Origin of the sequence: Cellulosimicrobium cellulans, from assembly GCF_016907755.1 — a bacterium.
GTDB classification, from domain to species: Bacteria; Actinomycetota; Actinomycetes; order Actinomycetales; family Cellulomonadaceae; genus Cellulosimicrobium; species Cellulosimicrobium cellulans_D.
Genome location: NZ_JAFBCN010000001.1, coordinates 3,797,754 through 3,815,839 on the forward strand (window position 1 = coordinate 3,797,754; position 18,086 = coordinate 3,815,839).

At 73.6% G+C, this 18,086-nt stretch carries 17 protein-coding genes; 11 read left to right on the plus strand and 6 right to left on the minus strand.

The genetic code is table 11. The features are described 5' to 3' along the window. The first annotated feature begins 79 nt into the window (after positions 1 to 79). From JOE63_RS16495 to JOE63_RS16505, 3 genes are all read left to right on the plus strand, one after another. A complete protein-coding gene (locus tag JOE63_RS16495) occupies positions 80 to 883 on the plus strand; it encodes a response regulator transcription factor (protein ID WP_239576730.1) in 804 nt (267 codons plus the stop codon). After that, the gene (locus JOE63_RS16500) at positions 880 to 2,088 is read left to right on the plus strand and encodes a sensor histidine kinase (protein ID WP_204542655.1); all 1,209 of its coding nucleotides are present in this window, start codon (positions 880 to 882) and stop codon (positions 2,086 to 2,088) included. Before JOE63_RS16495 ends, JOE63_RS16500 begins: the two co-directional genes overlap by 4 nt. 396 nt (positions 2,089 to 2,484) lie before the next feature. Beyond that, complete coding sequence (locus tag JOE63_RS16505; RefSeq protein WP_244286225.1) at positions 2,485 to 6,264, plus strand: multifunctional oxoglutarate decarboxylase/oxoglutarate dehydrogenase thiamine pyrophosphate-binding subunit/dihydrolipoyllysine-residue succinyltransferase subunit; 3,780 nt, start codon at positions 2,485 to 2,487, stop codon at positions 6,262 to 6,264. 182 nt (positions 6,265 to 6,446) lie between these two features. Here JOE63_RS16505 and JOE63_RS16510 read toward each other — a convergent pair whose 3' ends face one another. Beyond that, entirely contained in the window at positions 6,447 to 7,442 is a 996-nt protein-coding gene (locus tag JOE63_RS16510; protein ID WP_204542657.1) for an aldo/keto reductase, read from the minus strand. Between the two features lie 108 nt (positions 7,443 to 7,550). Here JOE63_RS16510 and JOE63_RS16515 point away from each other — a divergent pair, with 108 nt between their 5' ends. Next, entirely contained in the window at positions 7,551 to 8,465 is a 915-nt protein-coding gene (locus JOE63_RS16515; protein ID WP_307840173.1) for an aldose 1-epimerase family protein, read from the plus strand. Between the two features lie 93 nt (positions 8,466 to 8,558). Then, entirely contained in the window at positions 8,559 to 9,182 is a 624-nt protein-coding gene (locus tag JOE63_RS16520; RefSeq protein WP_087469540.1) for a GDSL-type esterase/lipase family protein, read from the plus strand. A 72-nt stretch (positions 9,183 to 9,254) separates the two neighbouring features. Here the strand turns inward: JOE63_RS16520 and JOE63_RS16525 are convergent, their stop codons facing one another. From JOE63_RS16525 to JOE63_RS16535, 3 genes are all read right to left on the minus strand, one after another. Further along, positions 9,255 to 10,058: a DUF4097 family beta strand repeat-containing protein gene (locus JOE63_RS16525; RefSeq protein WP_087469541.1), complete on the minus strand. Its 804-nt coding sequence runs from the start codon at positions 10,056 to 10,058 to the stop codon at positions 9,255 to 9,257. Between the two features lie 76 nt (positions 10,059 to 10,134). Further along, a complete protein-coding gene (locus tag JOE63_RS16530) occupies positions 10,135 to 10,734 on the minus strand; it encodes a PadR family transcriptional regulator (protein ID WP_087472465.1) in 600 nt (199 codons plus the stop codon). Continuing rightward, the gene (locus JOE63_RS16535) at positions 10,734 to 11,663 is read right to left on the minus strand and encodes a DUF4097 family beta strand repeat-containing protein (RefSeq protein WP_204542661.1); all 930 of its coding nucleotides are present in this window, start codon (positions 11,661 to 11,663) and stop codon (positions 10,734 to 10,736) included. The genes JOE63_RS16530 and JOE63_RS16535 overlap by 1 nt, the downstream gene beginning before the upstream one ends. A 190-nt stretch (positions 11,664 to 11,853) precedes the next feature. Here JOE63_RS16535 and JOE63_RS21810 point away from each other — a divergent pair, with 190 nt between their 5' ends. After that, a complete protein-coding gene (locus JOE63_RS21810) occupies positions 11,854 to 11,928 on the plus strand; it encodes a 50S ribosomal protein bL37 (protein ID WP_099052597.1) in 75 nt (24 codons plus the stop codon). Positions 11,929 to 12,041: 113 nt separating this feature from the next. Here JOE63_RS21810 and rsrA read toward each other — a convergent pair whose 3' ends face one another. Together rsrA and JOE63_RS16545 are read right to left on the minus strand one after the other, a co-directional pair. Further along, on the minus strand, positions 12,042 to 12,377 hold the full coding sequence (gene rsrA, locus JOE63_RS16540) for a mycothiol system anti-sigma-R factor (protein ID WP_244286228.1): 336 nt from the start codon (positions 12,375 to 12,377) through the stop codon (positions 12,042 to 12,044). Continuing rightward, positions 12,374 to 13,093 (minus strand): sigma-70 family RNA polymerase sigma factor, encoded by a 720-nt coding sequence (locus JOE63_RS16545; RefSeq protein ID WP_239576732.1) that lies wholly within the window; start codon positions 13,091 to 13,093, stop codon positions 12,374 to 12,376. The genes rsrA and JOE63_RS16545 overlap by 4 nt, the downstream gene beginning before the upstream one ends. Before the next feature lie 242 nt (positions 13,094 to 13,335). Between JOE63_RS16545 and JOE63_RS16550 the strand changes: the two genes are divergently transcribed. From JOE63_RS16550 to hisN, 5 genes are all read left to right on the plus strand, one after another. Next, the gene (locus JOE63_RS16550; RefSeq protein ID WP_087469543.1) at positions 13,336 to 13,881 is read left to right on the plus strand and encodes a ferritin; all 546 of its coding nucleotides are present in this window, start codon (positions 13,336 to 13,338) and stop codon (positions 13,879 to 13,881) included. A gap of 140 nt (positions 13,882 to 14,021) precedes the next feature. After that, a complete protein-coding gene (locus JOE63_RS16555; RefSeq protein ID WP_204542663.1) occupies positions 14,022 to 14,726 on the plus strand; it encodes a DoxX family membrane protein in 705 nt (234 codons plus the stop codon). Between the two features lie 71 nt (positions 14,727 to 14,797). Beyond that, entirely contained in the window at positions 14,798 to 16,153 is a 1,356-nt protein-coding gene (aroA, locus tag JOE63_RS16560) for a 3-phosphoshikimate 1-carboxyvinyltransferase (protein WP_204542664.1), read from the plus strand. Continuing rightward, positions 16,153 to 17,235 (plus strand): ribosome small subunit-dependent GTPase A, encoded by a 1,083-nt coding sequence (gene rsgA, locus JOE63_RS16565; protein WP_087472468.1) that lies wholly within the window; start codon positions 16,153 to 16,155, stop codon positions 17,233 to 17,235. The genes aroA and rsgA overlap by 1 nt, the downstream gene beginning before the upstream one ends. Before the next feature lie 56 nt (positions 17,236 to 17,291). After that, the gene (hisN, locus tag JOE63_RS16570) at positions 17,292 to 18,086 is read left to right on the plus strand and encodes a histidinol-phosphatase (RefSeq protein ID WP_087469546.1); all 795 of its coding nucleotides are present in this window, start codon (positions 17,292 to 17,294) and stop codon (positions 18,084 to 18,086) included.

Consider the following 18,086-nt stretch of genomic DNA (forward strand, 5'->3'; position numbering starts at 1 on the left):
GCCCGGGCGCGCGGCGACCGACCGCCGGGTGGCGGTGAAATCCGGCCGACCTGGGCCGACGTGTGCCACGCTGTATCCCATGGCAGATCCGAGGGCAGCGAGCGCATCACCGACCGGCGCGGGCGCCGGTCCCGTCCCGGGCCGCGGGCCCGTGCCCACGACGGCGCCGTTGGCCGGCGGCACCCCGCAGCAGGCGGCCACGGTCCTCGTCGTCGAGGACGAGCCCGCCATCGCGACGGCGATCGCGCAGCGTCTGAGCGCAGAGGGCTGGCGGGTCGAGGTCGCGCGCGACGGGCTCTCCGGCGTCGACGCCGCGGCACGGCTACGACCGGACCTCATCGTGCTCGACGTCATGCTGCCCGGCATCGACGGCCTCGAGGTGACGCGGCGCATCCAGGCCGAGCAGCCCGTACCGATCCTCATGCTCACCGCGCGCGACGACGAGACCGACATGCTCATCGGGCTCGGCGTGGGCGCCGACGACTACATGACGAAGCCCTTCTCGATGCGCGAGCTCGTCGCGCGCATCAAGGCGCTGCTGCGCCGGGTCGACCGTGCCACGCAGGCCGCGAGCACCGCCCCGACCGACCCGCCCATGACCGTGGGCGACGTGACGATCGACAAGGCCCAGCGCCGCGTGTACCGCGCCGGCGAGGAGGTCCACCTCACGCCCACCGAGTTCGAGCTCCTCGTCATGCTGGCGAGCTCGCCCAAGACCGTGCTCACGCGCGAGCGGCTTCTCGCGGAGGTCTGGGACTGGGCCGACGCGAGCGGGACGCGCACCGTCGACTCGCACATCAAGGCGCTGCGCCGCAAGCTCGGCGCCGACCTCATCCGGACCGTGCACGGCGTCGGCTACGCGTTCGAGCCGCCCGCCGGATGACCTCCCACCCCGCCGACCCCGTCGACGGCACGGGCACGGGCCGGGCGCAGGGCGGGTCGGCGAGTCCCGGTCCGGCGCGGAACGGCGTGCACCGCGCGCACACGATCCGCCCGCACCTGCCCGACGTCCGGCCGCTCGACTCGTTCCGCTCGCTGAAGATCAAGCTCGGCGTGCTCGTCGCCGCGACCGTCACGCTCGCGGTCCTCATCACGTGGATCGGGCTCCAGAACCAGCTCGGGCCGTCGCGCACGTTCCCGCTCGCGATCGTCCTGTCGCTGCTCCTCACCCAGCTCCTCGCACGCGGGATGACGTCGCCGCTGCGCGAGATGACGGCGGCGGCGCGCGCCATGGCCGACGGCGACTACACGCGTCGGGTGCGGGCGACGAGCCGGGACGAGGTGGGCCAGCTCGCCGTCGCGTTCAACGTCATGGCGGAGGACCTCGCGACGAGCGACCAGGTGCGCCGCGAGCTCATCGCGAACGTGTCGCACGAGCTGCGGACGCCGATCGCGGCGCTCCAGGCGCAGCTCGAGAACGTCGTCGACGGCGTCACGCAGCCGACGCCCGCGACCATGGAGATGGCCCTGGCCCAGACGGAGCGCCTCACGCGCCTCGTCTCCTACCTGCTGGACCTGTCGCGCATCGAGGCCGGCGCGGCGGCCCTCAACATCACCGAGATCGACGTGGGCGACTTCCTCGAGGAGAACGCCGAGGCCGTGTCGATGGTGGAGGCCGGGAAGCAGCTGCGGTACGTCGTCGACGTGACGCCGCCCGACCTCGTGCTCGAGGCGGACCGCGAGCGCCTGCACCAGGTCGTGACCAACCTCCTGCAGAACGCGATCCGGCACTCTCCCCAGGGGGGCGAGATCCGGCTCGAGGCGTACCCCGTGGACGACGACGTCGTGCTCGAGATCGTGGACGAGGGACCGGGGATCGCGAAGGAGGACCGCGAGCGCATCTTCGAGCGCTTCGCCCGGGCCAGCGCGACGGGGACGCACACGACGACGGGCGGCTCGACGGGCGGAACGGGCATCGGCCTCGCGATCGTCCGGTGGGCGATCGACCTGCACGGGGGGCGGATCGAGGTCGCGGACTCGCGCAGCGGCGCGACGATGCGTGTCACGCTCCCGGCGCACGCGCACCCCGTCGAGCCCGACCTGCTCGACGACCCGGCGCCGGGTGGCGAGGACCCGACCGTGCGCTGAGCCTGGCGCTGACAGCGTGGGTCACGAGCGCGCGAGGGCGAGTGAGTTCCGTCACACCGCGCGCCCCGGATACCTCGCGATGGCTTGGAATTCCGCGATCTTGCCGTCCGACGAGGTCCGCGTGGGGTCGCGTTTGCCTGGCCCAGACACGGCGTGAAGAACCCGCGAACAGGCCGCGCGCGAACGCCCCGCGCAGCCCCCCGGGCCGCCGTCGAGGGCCTAGGCTGGAGTGGTCCGGAATCCGGACGAGTCTGTGCCGACGTCGGGTGCCACGCCTTCCGCGTGCCGTCTCGCGTCTGCTCGCAGACTGTGACCGACAGCGACCTGTGTGTGAAAGTGGGCGATCCTCGCGTGTCCCCGAAGGCTGAGTCAGAGGCGATCAGCGACGCAAGCTCCGTGTTCGGAGCGAACGAGTGGCTCGTCGACGAGCTGTACGAGCAGTACCTCCAGGACAAGAACGCGGTGGACCCCGCGTGGTGGGACTTCTTCGAGGACTACCGTCCGGCGGAGCGTGCCGAGACAGCCACGACGACGGCCGGCGCGCCGTCGGCGCCCGTGAACGGCGCTCCCGCTGCGCCCGCCGCGGCTCCGGCAGCCCCCGTCGTGCCGGCCGCGGTGACGGACGGCTCGGCCGCCGCCGAGGCGGCGCAGCGCGTCAAGCCCCCGAAGCTCCCGGCCGACCCCGAGGTCAACGCCGCCGCCGAGGCGGTCCTGGCGACCCGGCCCGTCGCGACGGCCCAGCCCGCGACCGCGCCGTACGCGCAGGTCCCGGCCCGCAAGGTCGCCGGCGCGCCGGAGGCCGAGGCGGAGACCGTCGGCGACGACGTGCAGAAGCTCCGCGGTCCCGCGGCTCGCGTCGTGACGAACATGGAGGCCAGCATCCAGGTGCCGACGGCGACGTCGGTGCGCGCGGTGCCGGCCAAGCTCATGGTCGACAACCGGATCGTCATCAACAACCACCTCGCGCGCGGCCGCGGCGGCAAGATCTCGTTCACGCACCTCATCGGGTTCGCGCTCGTCGAGGCGCTGGCGGACATGCCGGTCATGAACGCGAGCTACACGCAGCTCGACGGCAAGCCCGCGGTGAACCACCCCGCGCACGTCAACTTCGGCCTCGCGATCGACCTCGCCAAGCCGGACGGGTCGCGCCAGCTCCTCGTGCCGAGCATCAAGAAGGCCGAGTCGATGGACTTCGCCCAGTTCTGGGCGGCCTACGAGGACCTCGTGCGTCGCGCGCGCGGCGGCAAGCTCGGCGTCGACGACTTCGCCGGGACCACGATCTCGCTCACCAACCCCGGCGGCATCGGCACCGTGCACTCGGTCCCACGCCTCATGGCGGGTCAGGGCACGATCATCGGCGTCGGCGCGATGGACTACCCCGCCGAGTTCGCGGGCGCCTCGACCGAGCGCCTCGCGCGCCTGGGCATCTCGAAGGTCCTGACGATCACGTCGACCTACGACCACCGCATCATCCAGGGCGCGCAGTCGGGCGAGTTCCTGCGGATCCTGTCGCAGAAGCTCCTCGGCGAGGACGGCTTCTACGACCGCGTGTTCGCCGCGCTGCGCATCCCGTACGAGCCGGTGCGCTGGGTCCGCGACAACACGACGGACGCCGAGATCGAGGCGGCCAAGCCCGCCAAGATCGCCGAGCTGGTCCACTCCTACCGCTCGCGCGGCCACCTCATGGCCGACACCGACCCGCTCGCGTACCGCCAGCGCAAGCACGGCGACCTGGACATCCAGAACCACGGCATGACGCTGTGGGACCTCGACCGCACGTTCCCCACGGGCGGGTTCGGCGGCCGCACCAAGTCGACGCTGCGCGACATCCTCGGCCTGCTGCGCGACTCCTACTGCCGCACCGTCGGCGTGGAGTACATGCACCTGGCCGACCGCACGCAGCGCAAGTGGCTCCAGGAGCGCCTCGAGTCCGGGTACGCGCGCACGCCGCGCGAGGACCAGCTCCGCATCCTGCGCCGCCTCAACTCCGCCGAGGCGTTCGAGACGTTCCTGCAGACGAAGTTCGTCGGGCAGAAGCGCTTCTCGCTCGAGGGCGGGGAGGCGCTCATCCCGCTGCTCGACGCGATCCTGTCGAAGGCCGCGGAGAACGGCCTCGACGAGGTCGGCATCGGCATGGCGCACCGCGGGCGGCTCAACGTGCTCGCCAACATCGCGGGCAAGAGCTACGCGCAGATCTTCGCGGAGTTCGAGGGCAACCTCGACCCGAAGAGCGTCCAGGGCTCGGGCGACGTGAAGTACCACCTCGGCACCGAGGGCGTCTTCACGGCCGAGACCGGCGCGACGACGAAGGTCTACCTCGCGGCGAACCCCTCGCACCTCGAGGCGGTCGACCCGGTGCTCGAGGGCATCGTGCGCGCCAAGCAGGACCGCATCGACCTGGGCGGCGACGGCTTCTCCGTGCTGCCGATCCTCATCCACGGCGACGCGGCCTTCGCGGGCCAGGGCGTCGTGCCCGAGGTGCTCAACCTCGCGCAGCTGCGCGGGTACCGCACCGGCGGCACCGTGCACGTCATCATCAACAACCAGGTCGGCTTCACCACGGGCCCGTCGTCGTCGCGCTCGACGACCTACGCGACCGACGTCGCCAAGGGCTACCAGGTCCCGATCTTCCACGTGAACGGCGACGACCCCGAGGCGTGCGTGCGCGTCGCCGAGCTCGCGTTCGCGTTCCGCGAGCAGTTCGACCGCGACGTGATCATCGACATGATCTGCTACCGCCGCCGTGGTCACAACGAGGGCGACGACCCCTCGATGACGCAGCCGCTCATGTACAACCTCATCGAGGCGAAGCGCTCGGTGCGCAAGCTGTACACCGAGAACCTCGTCGCGCGCGGCGACATCACGCTCGAGGAGGCCGAGCACGTCCTCCAGGACTACCAGGCCCAGCTCGAGCGCGTCTTCACCGAGACCAAGGAGGGCGGCTTCACGCCCGCCGCGGACCGCGAGCCGGTCGCCGGTCTCGAGCGCCCGGAGTCCCAGCTCGAGGACGCCGGCACGATGGTCGGCTGGAAGACGGCGATCGACCGCTCGGTCCTCGAGCGCGTCGGTCAGGTCCACGTCGCCCCGCCCGAGGGCTTCACCGTCCACCCCAAGCTCGCGCAGCTCCTCGAGAAGCGCCGGCAGATGTCCGTCGACGGCGGCATCGACTGGGGCTTCGGCGAGCTCGCCGCGTTCGGCTCGCTCCTCGCGGAGGGCACGCCCGTCCGCCTCGCCGGGCAGGACTCGCGCCGCGGCACGTTCGTGCAGCGCCACGCCGTCCTCCACGACCGCGAGACCGGCGCCGAGTGGACGCCGCTGCTCTACCTGTCCGCGGACCAGGCGAAGTTCTGGGTCTACGACTCGTCCCTGTCCGAGTACGCCGCGCTCGGGTTCGAGTACGGCTACTCGGTCGAGCGCCCCGACGCGCTCGTGCTGTGGGAGGCGCAGTTCGGCGACTTCGTCAACGGCGCCCAGACGGTGATCGACGAGTTCATCTCGTCCGCCGAGCAGAAGTGGGGCCAGTACTCGTCGGTCGTCATGCTCCTCCCCCACGGCTACGAGGGCCAGGGGCCGGACCACTCGTCCGCGCGCATCGAGCGGTTCCTGCAGCTCGCGGCCGAGGACAACATGACCATCGCGCAGCCGTCGACGCCCGCGTCGTACTTCCACCTGCTGCGCCAGCAGGCGTACGCCCGCCCGCGCCGTCCGCTCGTCGTGTTCACGCCCAAGCAGCTCCTGCGCCTCAAGGCCGCCGCGTCGAGCGTCGAGGACTTCACGACCGGCACGTTCCAGCCCGTCATCCCGGACGCGACGGTCGACCCGGCGAAGGTCGACCGCGTGCTCCTCAGCACGGGCCGCGTGTACTACGACCTCCTCGCCGAGCGCACCAAGCGCGGCGACGAGGGCGTGGCGCTCGTCCGCCTCGAGCAGCTCTACCCGCTCGACGTCGACGGCATCCGCGCCGAGCTCGCGAAGTACCCGGGCGCCGAGGTCGTGTGGGTCCAGGACGAGCCCGAGAACCAGGGCGCCTGGTCGTTCGTGCACATCAACCTGCCCGAGGACCTGCCGCGCGTGAGCGTCGTCTCCCGCCCGGCGTCGGCGTCGACCGCCGCCGGCACGGCGAAGAAGCACCAGGCCCAGCAGGCCGTGCTCCTCGAGCAGGCGTTCGCCCGCTGACCTCGCCGGGCTCCGGCCCTGGACACGACGAAGGCCCCCTCCGCACGGAGGGGGCCTTCGTCGTCGTGCGCACGGCGCGGTCGTGCCGGGAGCTCGGGGGCCGTCCCCGCCGAGACCGACCCGGGCGTCCGAGATCGACCCTCAGAGGATCGACCTGGCGACGTGCGGGTCGACCTCGCGGGTCACCAGCGGTCGTGGATCTTCGCGCGCAGGTGCTCGTCGTAGATCTCGCGGACGCCCGAGGTGAAGAGCGGGCCGAGGACGTCCGCGTCGCCCGCGGCGGCGTTCGAGCGCGCCTGCTCGACGTTGCGCGCGCCGGGGATGACGGTCGACACGCCGGGCTGCTGCCAGACCCACGCGATCGCGACCTGGGCGGGCGTGAGCACCTGCCCGACGACGTCCTGCACGAGCGTGGTGAACTCGCCCGCCGCCTGGACACCCGTCTCGAAGTCGACGCCCGAGAACGTCTCGCCGACGTCGAACGCGCTCCCGTCGCGGTTGTACGTCCGGTGGTCGTCGGCCGCGAAGGTGGTGTCCTTCGTGTACTTCCCGGACAGCAACCCGGACGCGAGCGGCACGCGCGCGATGACACCGACCCCGGCGGCGGACGCCGCGGGCAGGACGGCGTCGAGGGGCTTGAGCCGGAACGCGTTGAGGATGATCTGCACGGTCGCGACGCCGTGGCGCGCGATGGCGGTGAGCGCCTCGTCGACGGTCTCGACGCTCACGCCGTAGCTCGCGATCGCGCCCTCGGCGACGAGCGTGTCGAGGCCGTCGTAGACCTCGTCGCGCGAGTAGACCGCCGTCGGGGGGCAGTGGAGCTGGACGAGGTCGAGGCGGTCGGTCCGCAGGTTCCGACGCGACCGGTCGGTCCACTCGCGGAACTTCGCGAGCGTGAAGTTGTCCGCGTCCTGGTCCTCGCGGCGCCCCATCTTGGTCGCGACCGTGATCGCGTGGCCCGGGTTGTCCGCGAGGTAGCCGCCGATGATCTGCTCGCTGCGCCCGTCGCCGTAGACGTCGGCGGTGTCGAAGAACGTCACGCCGGCCTCGGCGGAGGCGTCGAGCACGGCGCGCGCGTCGTCCTCGCTCACGTCGCCCCAGTCGGCGCCGAGCTGCCAGGTTCCCAGTCCGACGACCGAGACGAGCCGTCCCGTGCGTCCGAGCACCTGTCGTTCCATCGTTCCTCCTCGTGCTGCGTCGGGTGCGCCGGGAGACACACCCGGGCACCGAGTCTGACTGCCGAGAGCGCATCGCGCACCCTCGCACGCCGAGTACCGTATGTGAGCGTGAACACCCATGCCCCCTCGGGGACCCAGGTCCGCATCGCCCACGGCGAGCACGCAGCGACGATCACCGAGGTGGGCGCGGCCGTGCGCGAGTACGCGGTCGGCGGCCGGCCCGTCTTCACCCCCTTCGCGGAGGACGAGGTCGCACCCGCGTTCAACGGCGCGGTCCTGCTCCCCTGGCCCAACCGGCTGCGGGACGGCGCGTACGAGGTGGACGGCACCACGTACCAGGTGCCCGTGTCGGAGCACGACCGCAGCACCGCCCTGCACGGGCTCGCGTGCTGGCAGCGCTGGGTCGTCGTCGAGCACGAGGCCGCGCGCGCGACGCTCGAGCTGCACCTGCCGCCCTCGCCCGGCTACCCGTTCGACCTCGTCACGCGCGTCACCTACTCGCTCGACGACGCCGGGCTGCGCGTCCACGTGCGGACCACCAACGTCGGCGCGACGACGGCTCCCTACGGCATCGGCTTCCACCCGTGGCTCTCCGCCGACGGCGCGAACCTCGACGAGTGCACGCTGCGCCTCGACGCCGCGACGCGCGTCACGACCGACGACCGGCTCCTGCCCACCGGCACCGAGCCCGTCGCGGGGAGCTACGACCTGCGCGAGCCGCGCCAGCTCGCGGGCGTCGACCTGGACGACGCGTACGTCGACGTGCTGCGCGACGCCGACGGCCTGTCCTGGATGCGGCTCGCAGCTCCCGACGGCCGCACGTCCGCCGTCTGGATGGACGGCTCGATGGACACCTGGCAGGTCTGCACGGGCGACCACGTCGGGGACGTCGCGTTCCGCCGGTCCGGCGTCGCCGCGGAGCCGATGAGCTGCATCGCGGACGCGTTCCGCACCGGTGAGCGCCTCGTGCGCCTCGAGTCGGGCGCCTCGCACGAGGTCACCTGGGGCGCGACGCTGCTCTGACCTGTCAGGTCGTGGGCGGTCCGTCCGATATGCCCGGCTGGACACGCCGGGCCCACGAGGCGGTTTCGACCCACGCCGCCCACGTCGGGGAGAATGGCGCCCGTGGAGGACGCCGTGAGTCGTGAGGTACGGATCTGCGTCGTCGGCGACGAGCTGAGCGCCGGCGTCGGCGACGCGAAGGCCCTGGGGTGGGCGGGGCGCGTCGTCGCGCGCACGCGCTTCCCCCAGCCGGCGTACGTGTTCCCGCTCGCCATCCCCGGCGAGACGACGACGGCGCTCAGCCAGCGCTGGGAGGCGGAGACCGCGCGACGGTTCGCCCAGGAGCCGGACGTGGACAACCGCCTCGTCATCGGCCTCGGCCGCCACGACCTCGACGCAGGGCTGTCGGTCGCGCGCTCGCGCCTCAACCTGGCGAACGTGCTCGACGTCGCGGAGTCGCACCGCCTGCCGACGTTCGTCGTGGGCCCCCCGCCGGGCCACGCGCAGGACGCCGACCGGCTCGCCGAGCTCTCGCACGCCTTCTCCGACGTCGCGAACCGGCGCCGCGTGCCGTACGTCGACACCTTCAGCCCGCTCGTCACGCACGAGCAGTGGCTCGCCGACCTCGCGCAGAGCGGCAACGGCTTCCCCGGGCAGGCGGGCTACGGGCTCATGGCCTGGCTCGTCCTGCACACGGGCTGGCACGCGTGGCTGGGCCTGCCGGACGACACGGTCTGAACCCACCACGCACGACGACGGCCCGTCGCCCCAGGACCACTCCTGGGACGGCGGGCCGTCGGCGCGTCGGCGTCAGCCGCGCGAGACCGTGAGGTCGCCCGAGACGGTGTTCGCCGAGACGTACGCGCCGCCCGCGCCCGGCTGGTCGACGTGGTCGACCGACGTCGTGCGCTGCGCGGCGGAGTCCAGGCGGACGCCGTCGAGCACGGCCTTGCCCGTGACGCTGCGGGCCTTGAGGTTGACCGGCGACCCGGCGCCGAGGCGCACGGCCACGTCGCCGGAGACGGTGCGCGCGTCGACGAGCGGGGTGCTCTCGCGTGCCACGACCTCGACACCGCTCGTCACCGTGTTGACCGACACCCGGCCGAGCGTCCCGTCGAGCGTGACCGCCCCGGACGCGGTGCTCACGTGGACGTCGCCGACGTGCTCGCTGACGTCGACCGCACCGGTCGCCGTCTTGATCGACGCCGTGCCCGACACTCCCTGGACGCGCACCGCGCCCTTCGCGGTCGTCACGGACAGGTCGGCCCGCGTCCCGACGACGGAGGCCGCGGCGCGCGCCGTCGTCACCTTGACCGGCACGTGCGCGGGGACGGTGAGCCGGACGACGGCGCGGTCCTTGTCGCGCAGGCCCTTCGCCCGCTCGACGAGGCCCTCGACGCCGGCGAAGTCGTAGCCGACGCGCAGCTCGCCGTCGTGCACGCTCACCTGGAGCGGGCGCTCGGACACCTCGCTGACGTAGAGGTGCGCCCCGGCCTCGCGCGCGGGGTCGGCGACGACGTCGACCGCGCCGTCGGTGAGCTGGACGACGACGCGCCGGACGTCGGCGACGTCGACGGTCTGGGGGGCGTTGATGACCCAGGACTCGGTGCTCATGCGCTTCTCCTCGTTCGGTGCTGCGGTTCAGGGGTGCGGTGCTGGTCGTTCGTCGAGGGGTTCTCGTGATCGTCGGTCAGGGCAGGGTCGCTCGCACGGCCTTGCGCGCGCTGTCGAGCACGGTGCGCAGGGTGTCGACCGTGAGCTCCGAGACGACGCTCGCCGCGTCGGCCCGGCGCAGGTCGGCGCGCACGTCCTCGCGGAAGCGCTGCAGCACCGCCTCGGCCTCCATGCGCCACGCGTACGACTCGCGTCGCCGCGGGTCGGGCTCGCCGTCGCGCGGGCGCGCGCGCGCCGTCTGCGCGGCGGCCGCGAGCTCGGCCCGCAGTCCCTTCAGCGAGCCCTGCACGTCGGCGCGCAGCGCCTCGGCGCGCTGGCGCACCGTCTCGGCGATGCCGTGCTCCAGCGCGGCGACGTCGGCGCGGCGCGCCTCGATCTCCGCGCGGCCGGCCGGAGTGAGCTCGTACGTCGTCTTGCGACCGTCGGCGCTGCGGTGCACGAGGCCCTCGTCCTCGAGCCGTGCGAGGCGGGGGTAGATCGTCCCGGCGCTCGGCCGGTAGGTGCCGCCGAACCGCTCCGAGAGCTCGGTGATGAGCTCGTAGCCGTGCTTGGGCCCGGTGTCGAGGAGCGCCAGCAGGTAGAGCCGGAGCTCACCGTGCGCGAAGACGGTGGCCATCAGCGGTCCACCGGCCCGCTGGACGGCGCGGCGCCGCGAGCCCCCGGGCTCCCCCACGCGGGAGCGTCAGCATCGACCGGGGCGTCCTCGACCGGGTGCCCGGCCGCGTCCCACGACTTCTCGTCCGGCGCCCCGCGCAGGACGGTCACGTCGCCGGAGACGGCGGAGACCCGGACCGGCGCGCCCTTCCCGGACCGCGCGGGCTGGTGGAAGGAGCGCGCGGACCCGCGCTGCTCCGCGCCGTCCACGAGGAGGCGCCCGCTCACGCAGCGGATCGCGTAGTCCATCGCGTCGGGGTCGGGCAGGCGCACGAGCACGTCGGCGGAGACGGCGCTGACGGTGATCTCGGACGGGGTCGTGCGGGTGTCGACGGTGACGGACCCCGAGACGGAGTCGAGGCGCAGCGCACGGAGCGCGCCGGTCGCGGTGAGGCCGCCGGACACCGAGTCCATGCGGACAGGGCCGTCGTGCTCGCTCGCCGAGACCTCGCCCGAGACCGTGTCGACGCGCAGCTCGCCGCGCGTGCGGCTCGTCATCACGGAGCCGGAGACGGTCGCCAGCCGGGCGCCGTCGCGCACGCCCGCGACGAGCGCCTCGCCCTGCACGGTCGCGACCTTGACCGTCGTCGTCGCCGGCACGGCCACGTGCACGTCGGCCGCGTCCTTGCCGGTGTACGTGCGGAAGCGTTCGAGGAAGCCCTTCCAGCCCGCGACGAACGGCCCGTAGCCGACCCGGAGCGTGGTCCCCTCGAGGCGCACCTCCAGGGGACGGCCCACGACCGAGTGGACCTCGACGCGCGTGTCGGTGCGCGTCGGGTCGTCGTGCGCGACGACGTCGATACGCCCGCCGATGACGGTCGCGTCGAGCGTCCGCACGCGCGCGAGGTCGATGGCCTGGGGACCGGTGACGGTCCAGCTCTCCTGCGTCATCCTGTGCTCCGTCCGTGTCGCGCCCCCTGCGCCATGGAGGCGGTCGCGTGGGAGACTCGCGATATATCTCGTTCTGCCAGACACGATATATCGCGTGCTCGACCGTGGCAAGGGGTCGCGTGTGGGACGATGGTGGGCGGACTGGACCCGCCGAGACCGGCGGGACTCCCCCGATCGTCAGGAGAACACCATGAGCAAGCGCGGACGCAAGCGTCGCAGCCGCAAGGGCAACGCCGCGAACCACGGCAAGCGCCCCAACGCCTGAGACGGCGCGCCCCCCAGGGGGACGGCGAGAGGGCCCGGACCGACGACGTCGGTCCGGGCCCTCTCTCGCTCTTCTACCCGCTCTGCCCGCGGTGGCGGGCGCCTCGGGTGGTCTCAGCGCGTCTCGACGACCGTCGTCGTCGTGACCATGACCGTGAGCTGCGTGTGGATGCGCTCCCGCAGCCCCGCCGGCGCCTTCTCGTGGCACGAGCGGCGCACGAGCTGCTTGACGAGCTCCTCCACGCTCAGCTCGGCGAGGCACGGCGAGCAGTGCGCGACGTGCGCACGCATGCGCAGCTCGTCGTCCGGCGTCATCTCCGAGTCGAGGTACTCGTAGAGGTGCGTGAGCGCGTGCTCGCACTCCGACTCGCCCGCCGTCGAGTGCGGGATGGGCGTCACCGACTCCTCCACGGGGCCGCGCCCCGGGATCCGGCTCTCTGACGTGCTCACGACTCACCTCCGGGGGTCTTGGCCCCCACCAGTCCTCGCCTCACGGCGTAGTCGGCCAGCAGCTCGCGCAGCTGACGCCTGCCTCGGTGCAGACGCGACATGACCGTGCCGATCGGTGTCCCCATGATCTCCGCGATCTCCTTGTAGGGGAAGCCCTCGACGTCCGCGTAGTACACGACCATGCGTCGGTCCTCGGGCAGCTCCTGCAGCGCGCGCTTCACGTCCGAGTCCGGCAGCCGGTCGAGCGCCTCCGCCTCGGCCGAGCGCAGCCCCTGCGAGGTGTGCGACGCAGCGCGCGCGATCTGCCAGTCCTCGACGTCGTCCGTCTGCGCCTGCTGCGGCTCGCGCTGCTTCTTGCGGTACGTGTTGATGAACGTGTTCGTGAGGATGCGGTACAGCCACGCCTTGAGGTTCGTGCCCGGCCGGTACTGGTGGAACGCCGCGAACGCCTTCGCGAACGTCTCCTGCACCAGGTCCTCGGCGTCCGACGGGTTGCGCGTCATGCGCAGGGCCGCGGAGTACAGCTGGTCGAGGTACTGCAGCGCGTCCTGCTCGAACCGCGCGGCGCGCGCGGCGTCGCTCTCGGTCTGCGGCGCGCGGTTCGTGTCCTCGGCGTCCGTCGTGTCCACGGGCAGCGTCGTGCCCTCGACCGGCGTCGTTCCCGACGCCGTCGCGGGGCTGCCGGAGACGTCGCTGCCGGAGATTCGCTCTGTCATCAACAACGAGCCTAGTCCCCTGTTCGTCTGGGTGTCCGGTGACGTGACCGGTGCCGACCACGCGGCGGCGAACGCCGCGTCCGCCGTCGGCGCCTCGGGGGTCGACGACGCGGCCCGGGCAGCGGGTGCGGGAGTCTCGAGCAGGACGGTCACGAGTGGTGCAACCCGCGCGCGCCCGCGCGCATTCCCGCGCCCGGTGACCCGCCCGAGCGCTGCGGGCGCGGCCTCGCTAGCGTGGCGCCATGACGACCTCGCAGACCCCGTCCCGCTTCCTCACCCTGCTGCGCGAGCAGGTCGGGCACGAGCTCGACGCGCACCAGCAGTACATCGCGATCGCCGTGTGGTTCGACGCGCACGACCTGCCGCAGCTCGCCGCGCACTTCTACCGGCAGTCGGTGGAGGAGCGCAACCACGCGATGATGATCGTGCAGTACCACCTCGACCGGGACCTGCCCGTCGAGATCCCGGGCTCCGGCCCGGTCCGCAACGACTTCGCGGACGTCGTCGAGCCGCTGCGGCTCGCGCTCGACCAGGAGAAGCAGGTCACGGCGCAGATCGAGGCGATCTTCCGCGCCGCGCGCGAGGAGGGTGACGCCCTCGGCGAGCAGTTCCTCCTGTGGTTCCTCAAGGAGCAGGTGGAGGAGGTCGCGTCGGCGACGACCCTGCTCACCGTCGCGCAGCGCGCGGGCGACAACCTGTTCGACCTCGAGAACTTCGTCGCGCGCGAGACGATCGGCGACGCGGGCGAGTCGGCCGACGCGCCGGAAGCCGCGGGCGGGGCGCTCTGACGCTCCGCCGTGAGGCGTGCCTCACGGTCCGCGGGTGGCGCCGCCCCGGCGGTCGCGGCAGGCTGGGACCGACCGGCGGACACCCAGGGCGGACACCTGGGACGGACACCGACGAGTCACCGGCGATGAGGAGAGAACCGATGCTGCTGCGTCACCTCGCGAGGCCCATGCTGGCCTCGTGGTTCGTCTACGACGGGCTCCAGGCCGCGCTCAAGCCTGCCGAGCACGTGCGAGCCGCGCGCTCGGGCGTCGAGCTCGTGGAGAAGAGCGCCGGGATCGAGGCTCCGCTCAGCGAGAAGCAGGTCGCGCTGCTCGTGCGCGCCCACGGGGCCGCGACGGCCGTCGCGGGGTTGTTCCTCGCCGTCGGGAAGGCGCCTCGCACGGCCGCCCTGACCCTCGCCGCGCTCACGGTGCCGCTGGCGGTCGTCAACCAGCCCTTCACCCCGGGCGAGGCGGCGCGCGCCGAGCGCACGAGGAAGTTCGTCGCGAACGTCGGCGCGATCGGCGCGGCACTCATCGCGGGCGCGGACTACGAGGGCCGCCCCGGCGTGCAGTGGCGCCTCGAGCAGGCTCGGCACGACCTCGCGCTCGCCAAGCAGGCGAAGCAGGAGGCCGTGGTCGCGGGCGCGAAGGGAGCCGTGAAGGACGTCTCGGCCTCGGCCCGGGGAGCGGCGAAGGAGGCGGGCCGCTCCACGAAGAAGGCAGCGAAGCACGCGGCCGAGGAGGCGCGGCGCTCGGCGCGGCGCGCCACGAAGGCCGCCCAGGAGGCCGCGGAGCACGCCGCGACCCTCGCCGCGGGCGCCGTGCACGACGCCGAGGCCGCCGTCCGCGCGAAGGTCGCCTGACGCGGTCGCGACGCGTCCGCGCGGCGGGACCGTCCGCCGTCGGGCGCGGTCCCTCCACTAGCCTGGAGGCCATGACGACCTCGCCCTCCGCCGCGTCCGTGCCCCCCGCCGTCGACGAGGGCTGGGCCGCGCCCACGGCGGGCGGGCCGCTCGACGCGACGGTCGAGGTCCCGGGGTCGAAGTCGCTGACGAACCGGCTGCTCGTCCTGGCCGCGCTCGCCGACGGCCCCGGGACGCTGCGCGGCGCCCTGCGCAGCCGCGACGCGGACCTCATGATCGCCGCCCTGCGCACGCTCGGCGTCGGCGTCGAGGAGGGCGCGGCGCCGAGCGCGCTGCACGTGACCCCCGGTCCGCTGCGCGGGCCGGTCGAGGTCGACTGCGGCCTCGCCGGCACCGTCATGCGCTTCCTGCCGCCGCTCGCCGCGCTCGCCGACGGCACGGTCCGGTTCGACGGCGACGAGGGCGCGCGCGTGCGCCCCATGGGCCCGGTCCTCGCGGCGCTCAGCGCGCTCGACGTGCCGGTCGAGGGCGACGGTGACGGGCTGCCGACGACGCTCCCCTTCACGATCCGCGGCCGCGGCCGGGTGCGCGGCGGGTCGGTCGACGTCGACGCGTCGGCGTCGAGCCAGTTCGTCTCCGGGCTCCTCCTCGCGGCCGCACGCTACGACCAGGGCCTCACGGTGCGGCACATCGGCCACACGCTGCCGAGCATGCCCCACATCGACATGACCGTGGAGGTCCTGCGCGAGGTCGGCGTCGTCGTCGACGACTCGCGGCCCGCGATCTGGCGGGTCGAGCCCGGTCCGGTCGCGGCGCGCGACGTGCAGGTCGAGCCCGACCTGTCGAACGCCGCGCCGTTCCTCGCGGCGGCGCTCGTCGCGGGCGGCACCGTCCGCGTCACGGGCTGGCCGACGGCGACGACCCAGCCCGGCGCGATGGTCCCCGAGCTGCTCGAGTCGATGGGCGCGACTGCGTCCCTGGACGGCGACGTGCTGTCCGTGACGGGCACGGGCGAGGTGCGCGGCGTCGACGTCGACCTGCACGCGGCCGGCGAGCTCGCGCCGACGATCGCTGCGCTGGCGGCCCTCGCGGACTCCCCCAGCCGACTGCGCGGCATCGCGCACCTGCGCGGGCACGAGACCGACCGGCTGGCCGCGCTCGCGACGGAGATCACGCGCCTCGGCGGGCAGGCGGAGGAGACGCGCGACGGCCTCGTCATCACGCCGCGCCCCCTGCACGGCGCGCTGTTCCGCACGTATCACGACCACCGCATGGCGACGTCCGCGGCCGTGATCGGCCTGCGCGTCCCCGGGGTCGGCGTGGAGAACGTCGAGACGACGGCCAAGACGCTGCCCGGGTTCGCGGGGATGTGGGAGCGCATGCTCGGGGGCGGGACCGGATCCGGCACGGGGGCGGCGGCCCGCTGATGGCCCGCCGCGTCCCGGACGAGTCCGACTTCCGCTCTCGCCCCGGCAAGCACGGCAGCCGGCCGCGCACCAAGCAGCGGCCCGAGCACGCGGACGCGGTCACGGGGTTCGTCACGGGCGTGGACCGCGGCCGGTACACGCTGCTCGTCGGGAACCACGACGGGACGGGCGACGGGACCGGCCACAGGACCGGGGAGGACGAGCGCACCGTCCTCGCGATGAAGGCGCGCGAGCTCGGCCGCACGCGCATCGTGTGCGGGGACCGCGTCGACCTCGTCGGGGACGTGACCGGCGACGACGGGTCGCTCGCGCGGATCGTGCGCATCCAGGACCGCTCGTCGGTGCTGCGCCGCACGGCCGACGACACCGACCCCTACGAGCGGGTCATCGTCGCCAACGCCGACCAGCTCGTCGTCGTCACCGCGCTCGCCGAGCCCGAGCCGCGCACGCGCATGATCGACCGGTGCGTCGTCGCCGCGTACGACGCCGGCATGGACGTCCTCCTGTGCCTCACCAAGGCCGACCTCGCCGACCCCGGCCCGCTGCGCGCGCTGTACGAGCCGCTCGGGGTGTCCGTGGTCGTGACGCGCCGCGCTCCCGACGGCCTCGCGCCCGACGGCTGGGCGATCGAGCCGCTCGACGCGGTGCGCGAGGCGCTGGCCGGGCGCACGTCCGTGTTCGTCGGGCACTCGGGCGTCGGCAAGTCGACGCTCGTCAACGCCCTCGTCCCCGACGCGCAGCGCGCGACCGGCCACGTCAACGACGTCACGGGCCGCGGCCGGCACACGTCCACGTCCGCCGTCGCGCTGCGCCTGCCCGGCGGTGGCTGGGTCATCGACACCCCCGGCGTGCGGTCGTTCGGCCTCGCGCACGTGCAGGTCGACCACCTGCTGCACGCGTTCGAGGACCTCGACGCCGTCGCCGCGGACTGCCCCCGCGGGTGCACCCACCTGGACGACGCCCCGGACTGCGCGCTCGACGAGTGGGTCGAGGCGTCCCCCGACGACGAGACCCGCGCCGCCCGCGCCGCCCGGCTCGAGTCGTTCCGCCGCGTGCTCGCCTCGCGCACCGGCGCAGCCTGAGCCCCCGACCGCGCGGCGCCTCCCCCGGCCGGGCGGGCACCGCTACGGTGTGAGCCATGACGCCCCCCTCGACGCGCGGCTACGACGACGACCTGCGCCTCGCCCACGTGATCGCCGACCAGGTCGACGCGCACACGATGTCGCGCTTCAAGGCGCTGGACCTGCACGTCGAGTCGAAGCCCGACTCGACGCCCGTGAGCGACGCGGACCGCACCGCCGAGGAGATCATCCGCGGCCAGCTCGGCCGGGCGCGCGGTCGCGACGCGATCGTCGGCGAGGAGTTCGGCGAGTCGGGTCACGGCGCCCGACGCTGGATCATCGACCCGATCGACGGGACCAAGAACTTCGTGCGCGGCGTCCCGGTGTGGGCGACGCTCATCGCGCTCGCCGACGGCGACGAGGTCGTCGTCGGGCTCGTCTCGGCGCCCGCGCTGGGCCGGCGCTGGTGGGCCTCGAAGGGCACCGGCGCGTGGACCGGCAAGTCGCTCGCGGCCGCGAGCCGCCTGCAGGTCTCGGGCGTGGCGTCGTGGTCCGACGCCTCGCTCGCCTACTCGTCGCTCGACGGCTGGGAGGAGCGCGGGAAGCTCGACCCGTTCCTCGACCTCATGCGCGGCGCCTGGCGCACGCGCGGGTACGGCGACTTCTGGTCGTACATGCTCGTCGCCGAGGGCGCGGCCGACGCGGCCGCCGAGCCCGAGCTCGAGCTCTACGACATGGCCGCGCTCGTCCCCATCGTCACCGAGGCTGGCGGCCGGTTCACGTCGCTCGACGGCGCCGACGGCCCGTGGGGCGGCAACGCCGTCGCGACGAACGGCCTGCTGCACGACGAGGTGCTGAGCCGCCTGGGCTGA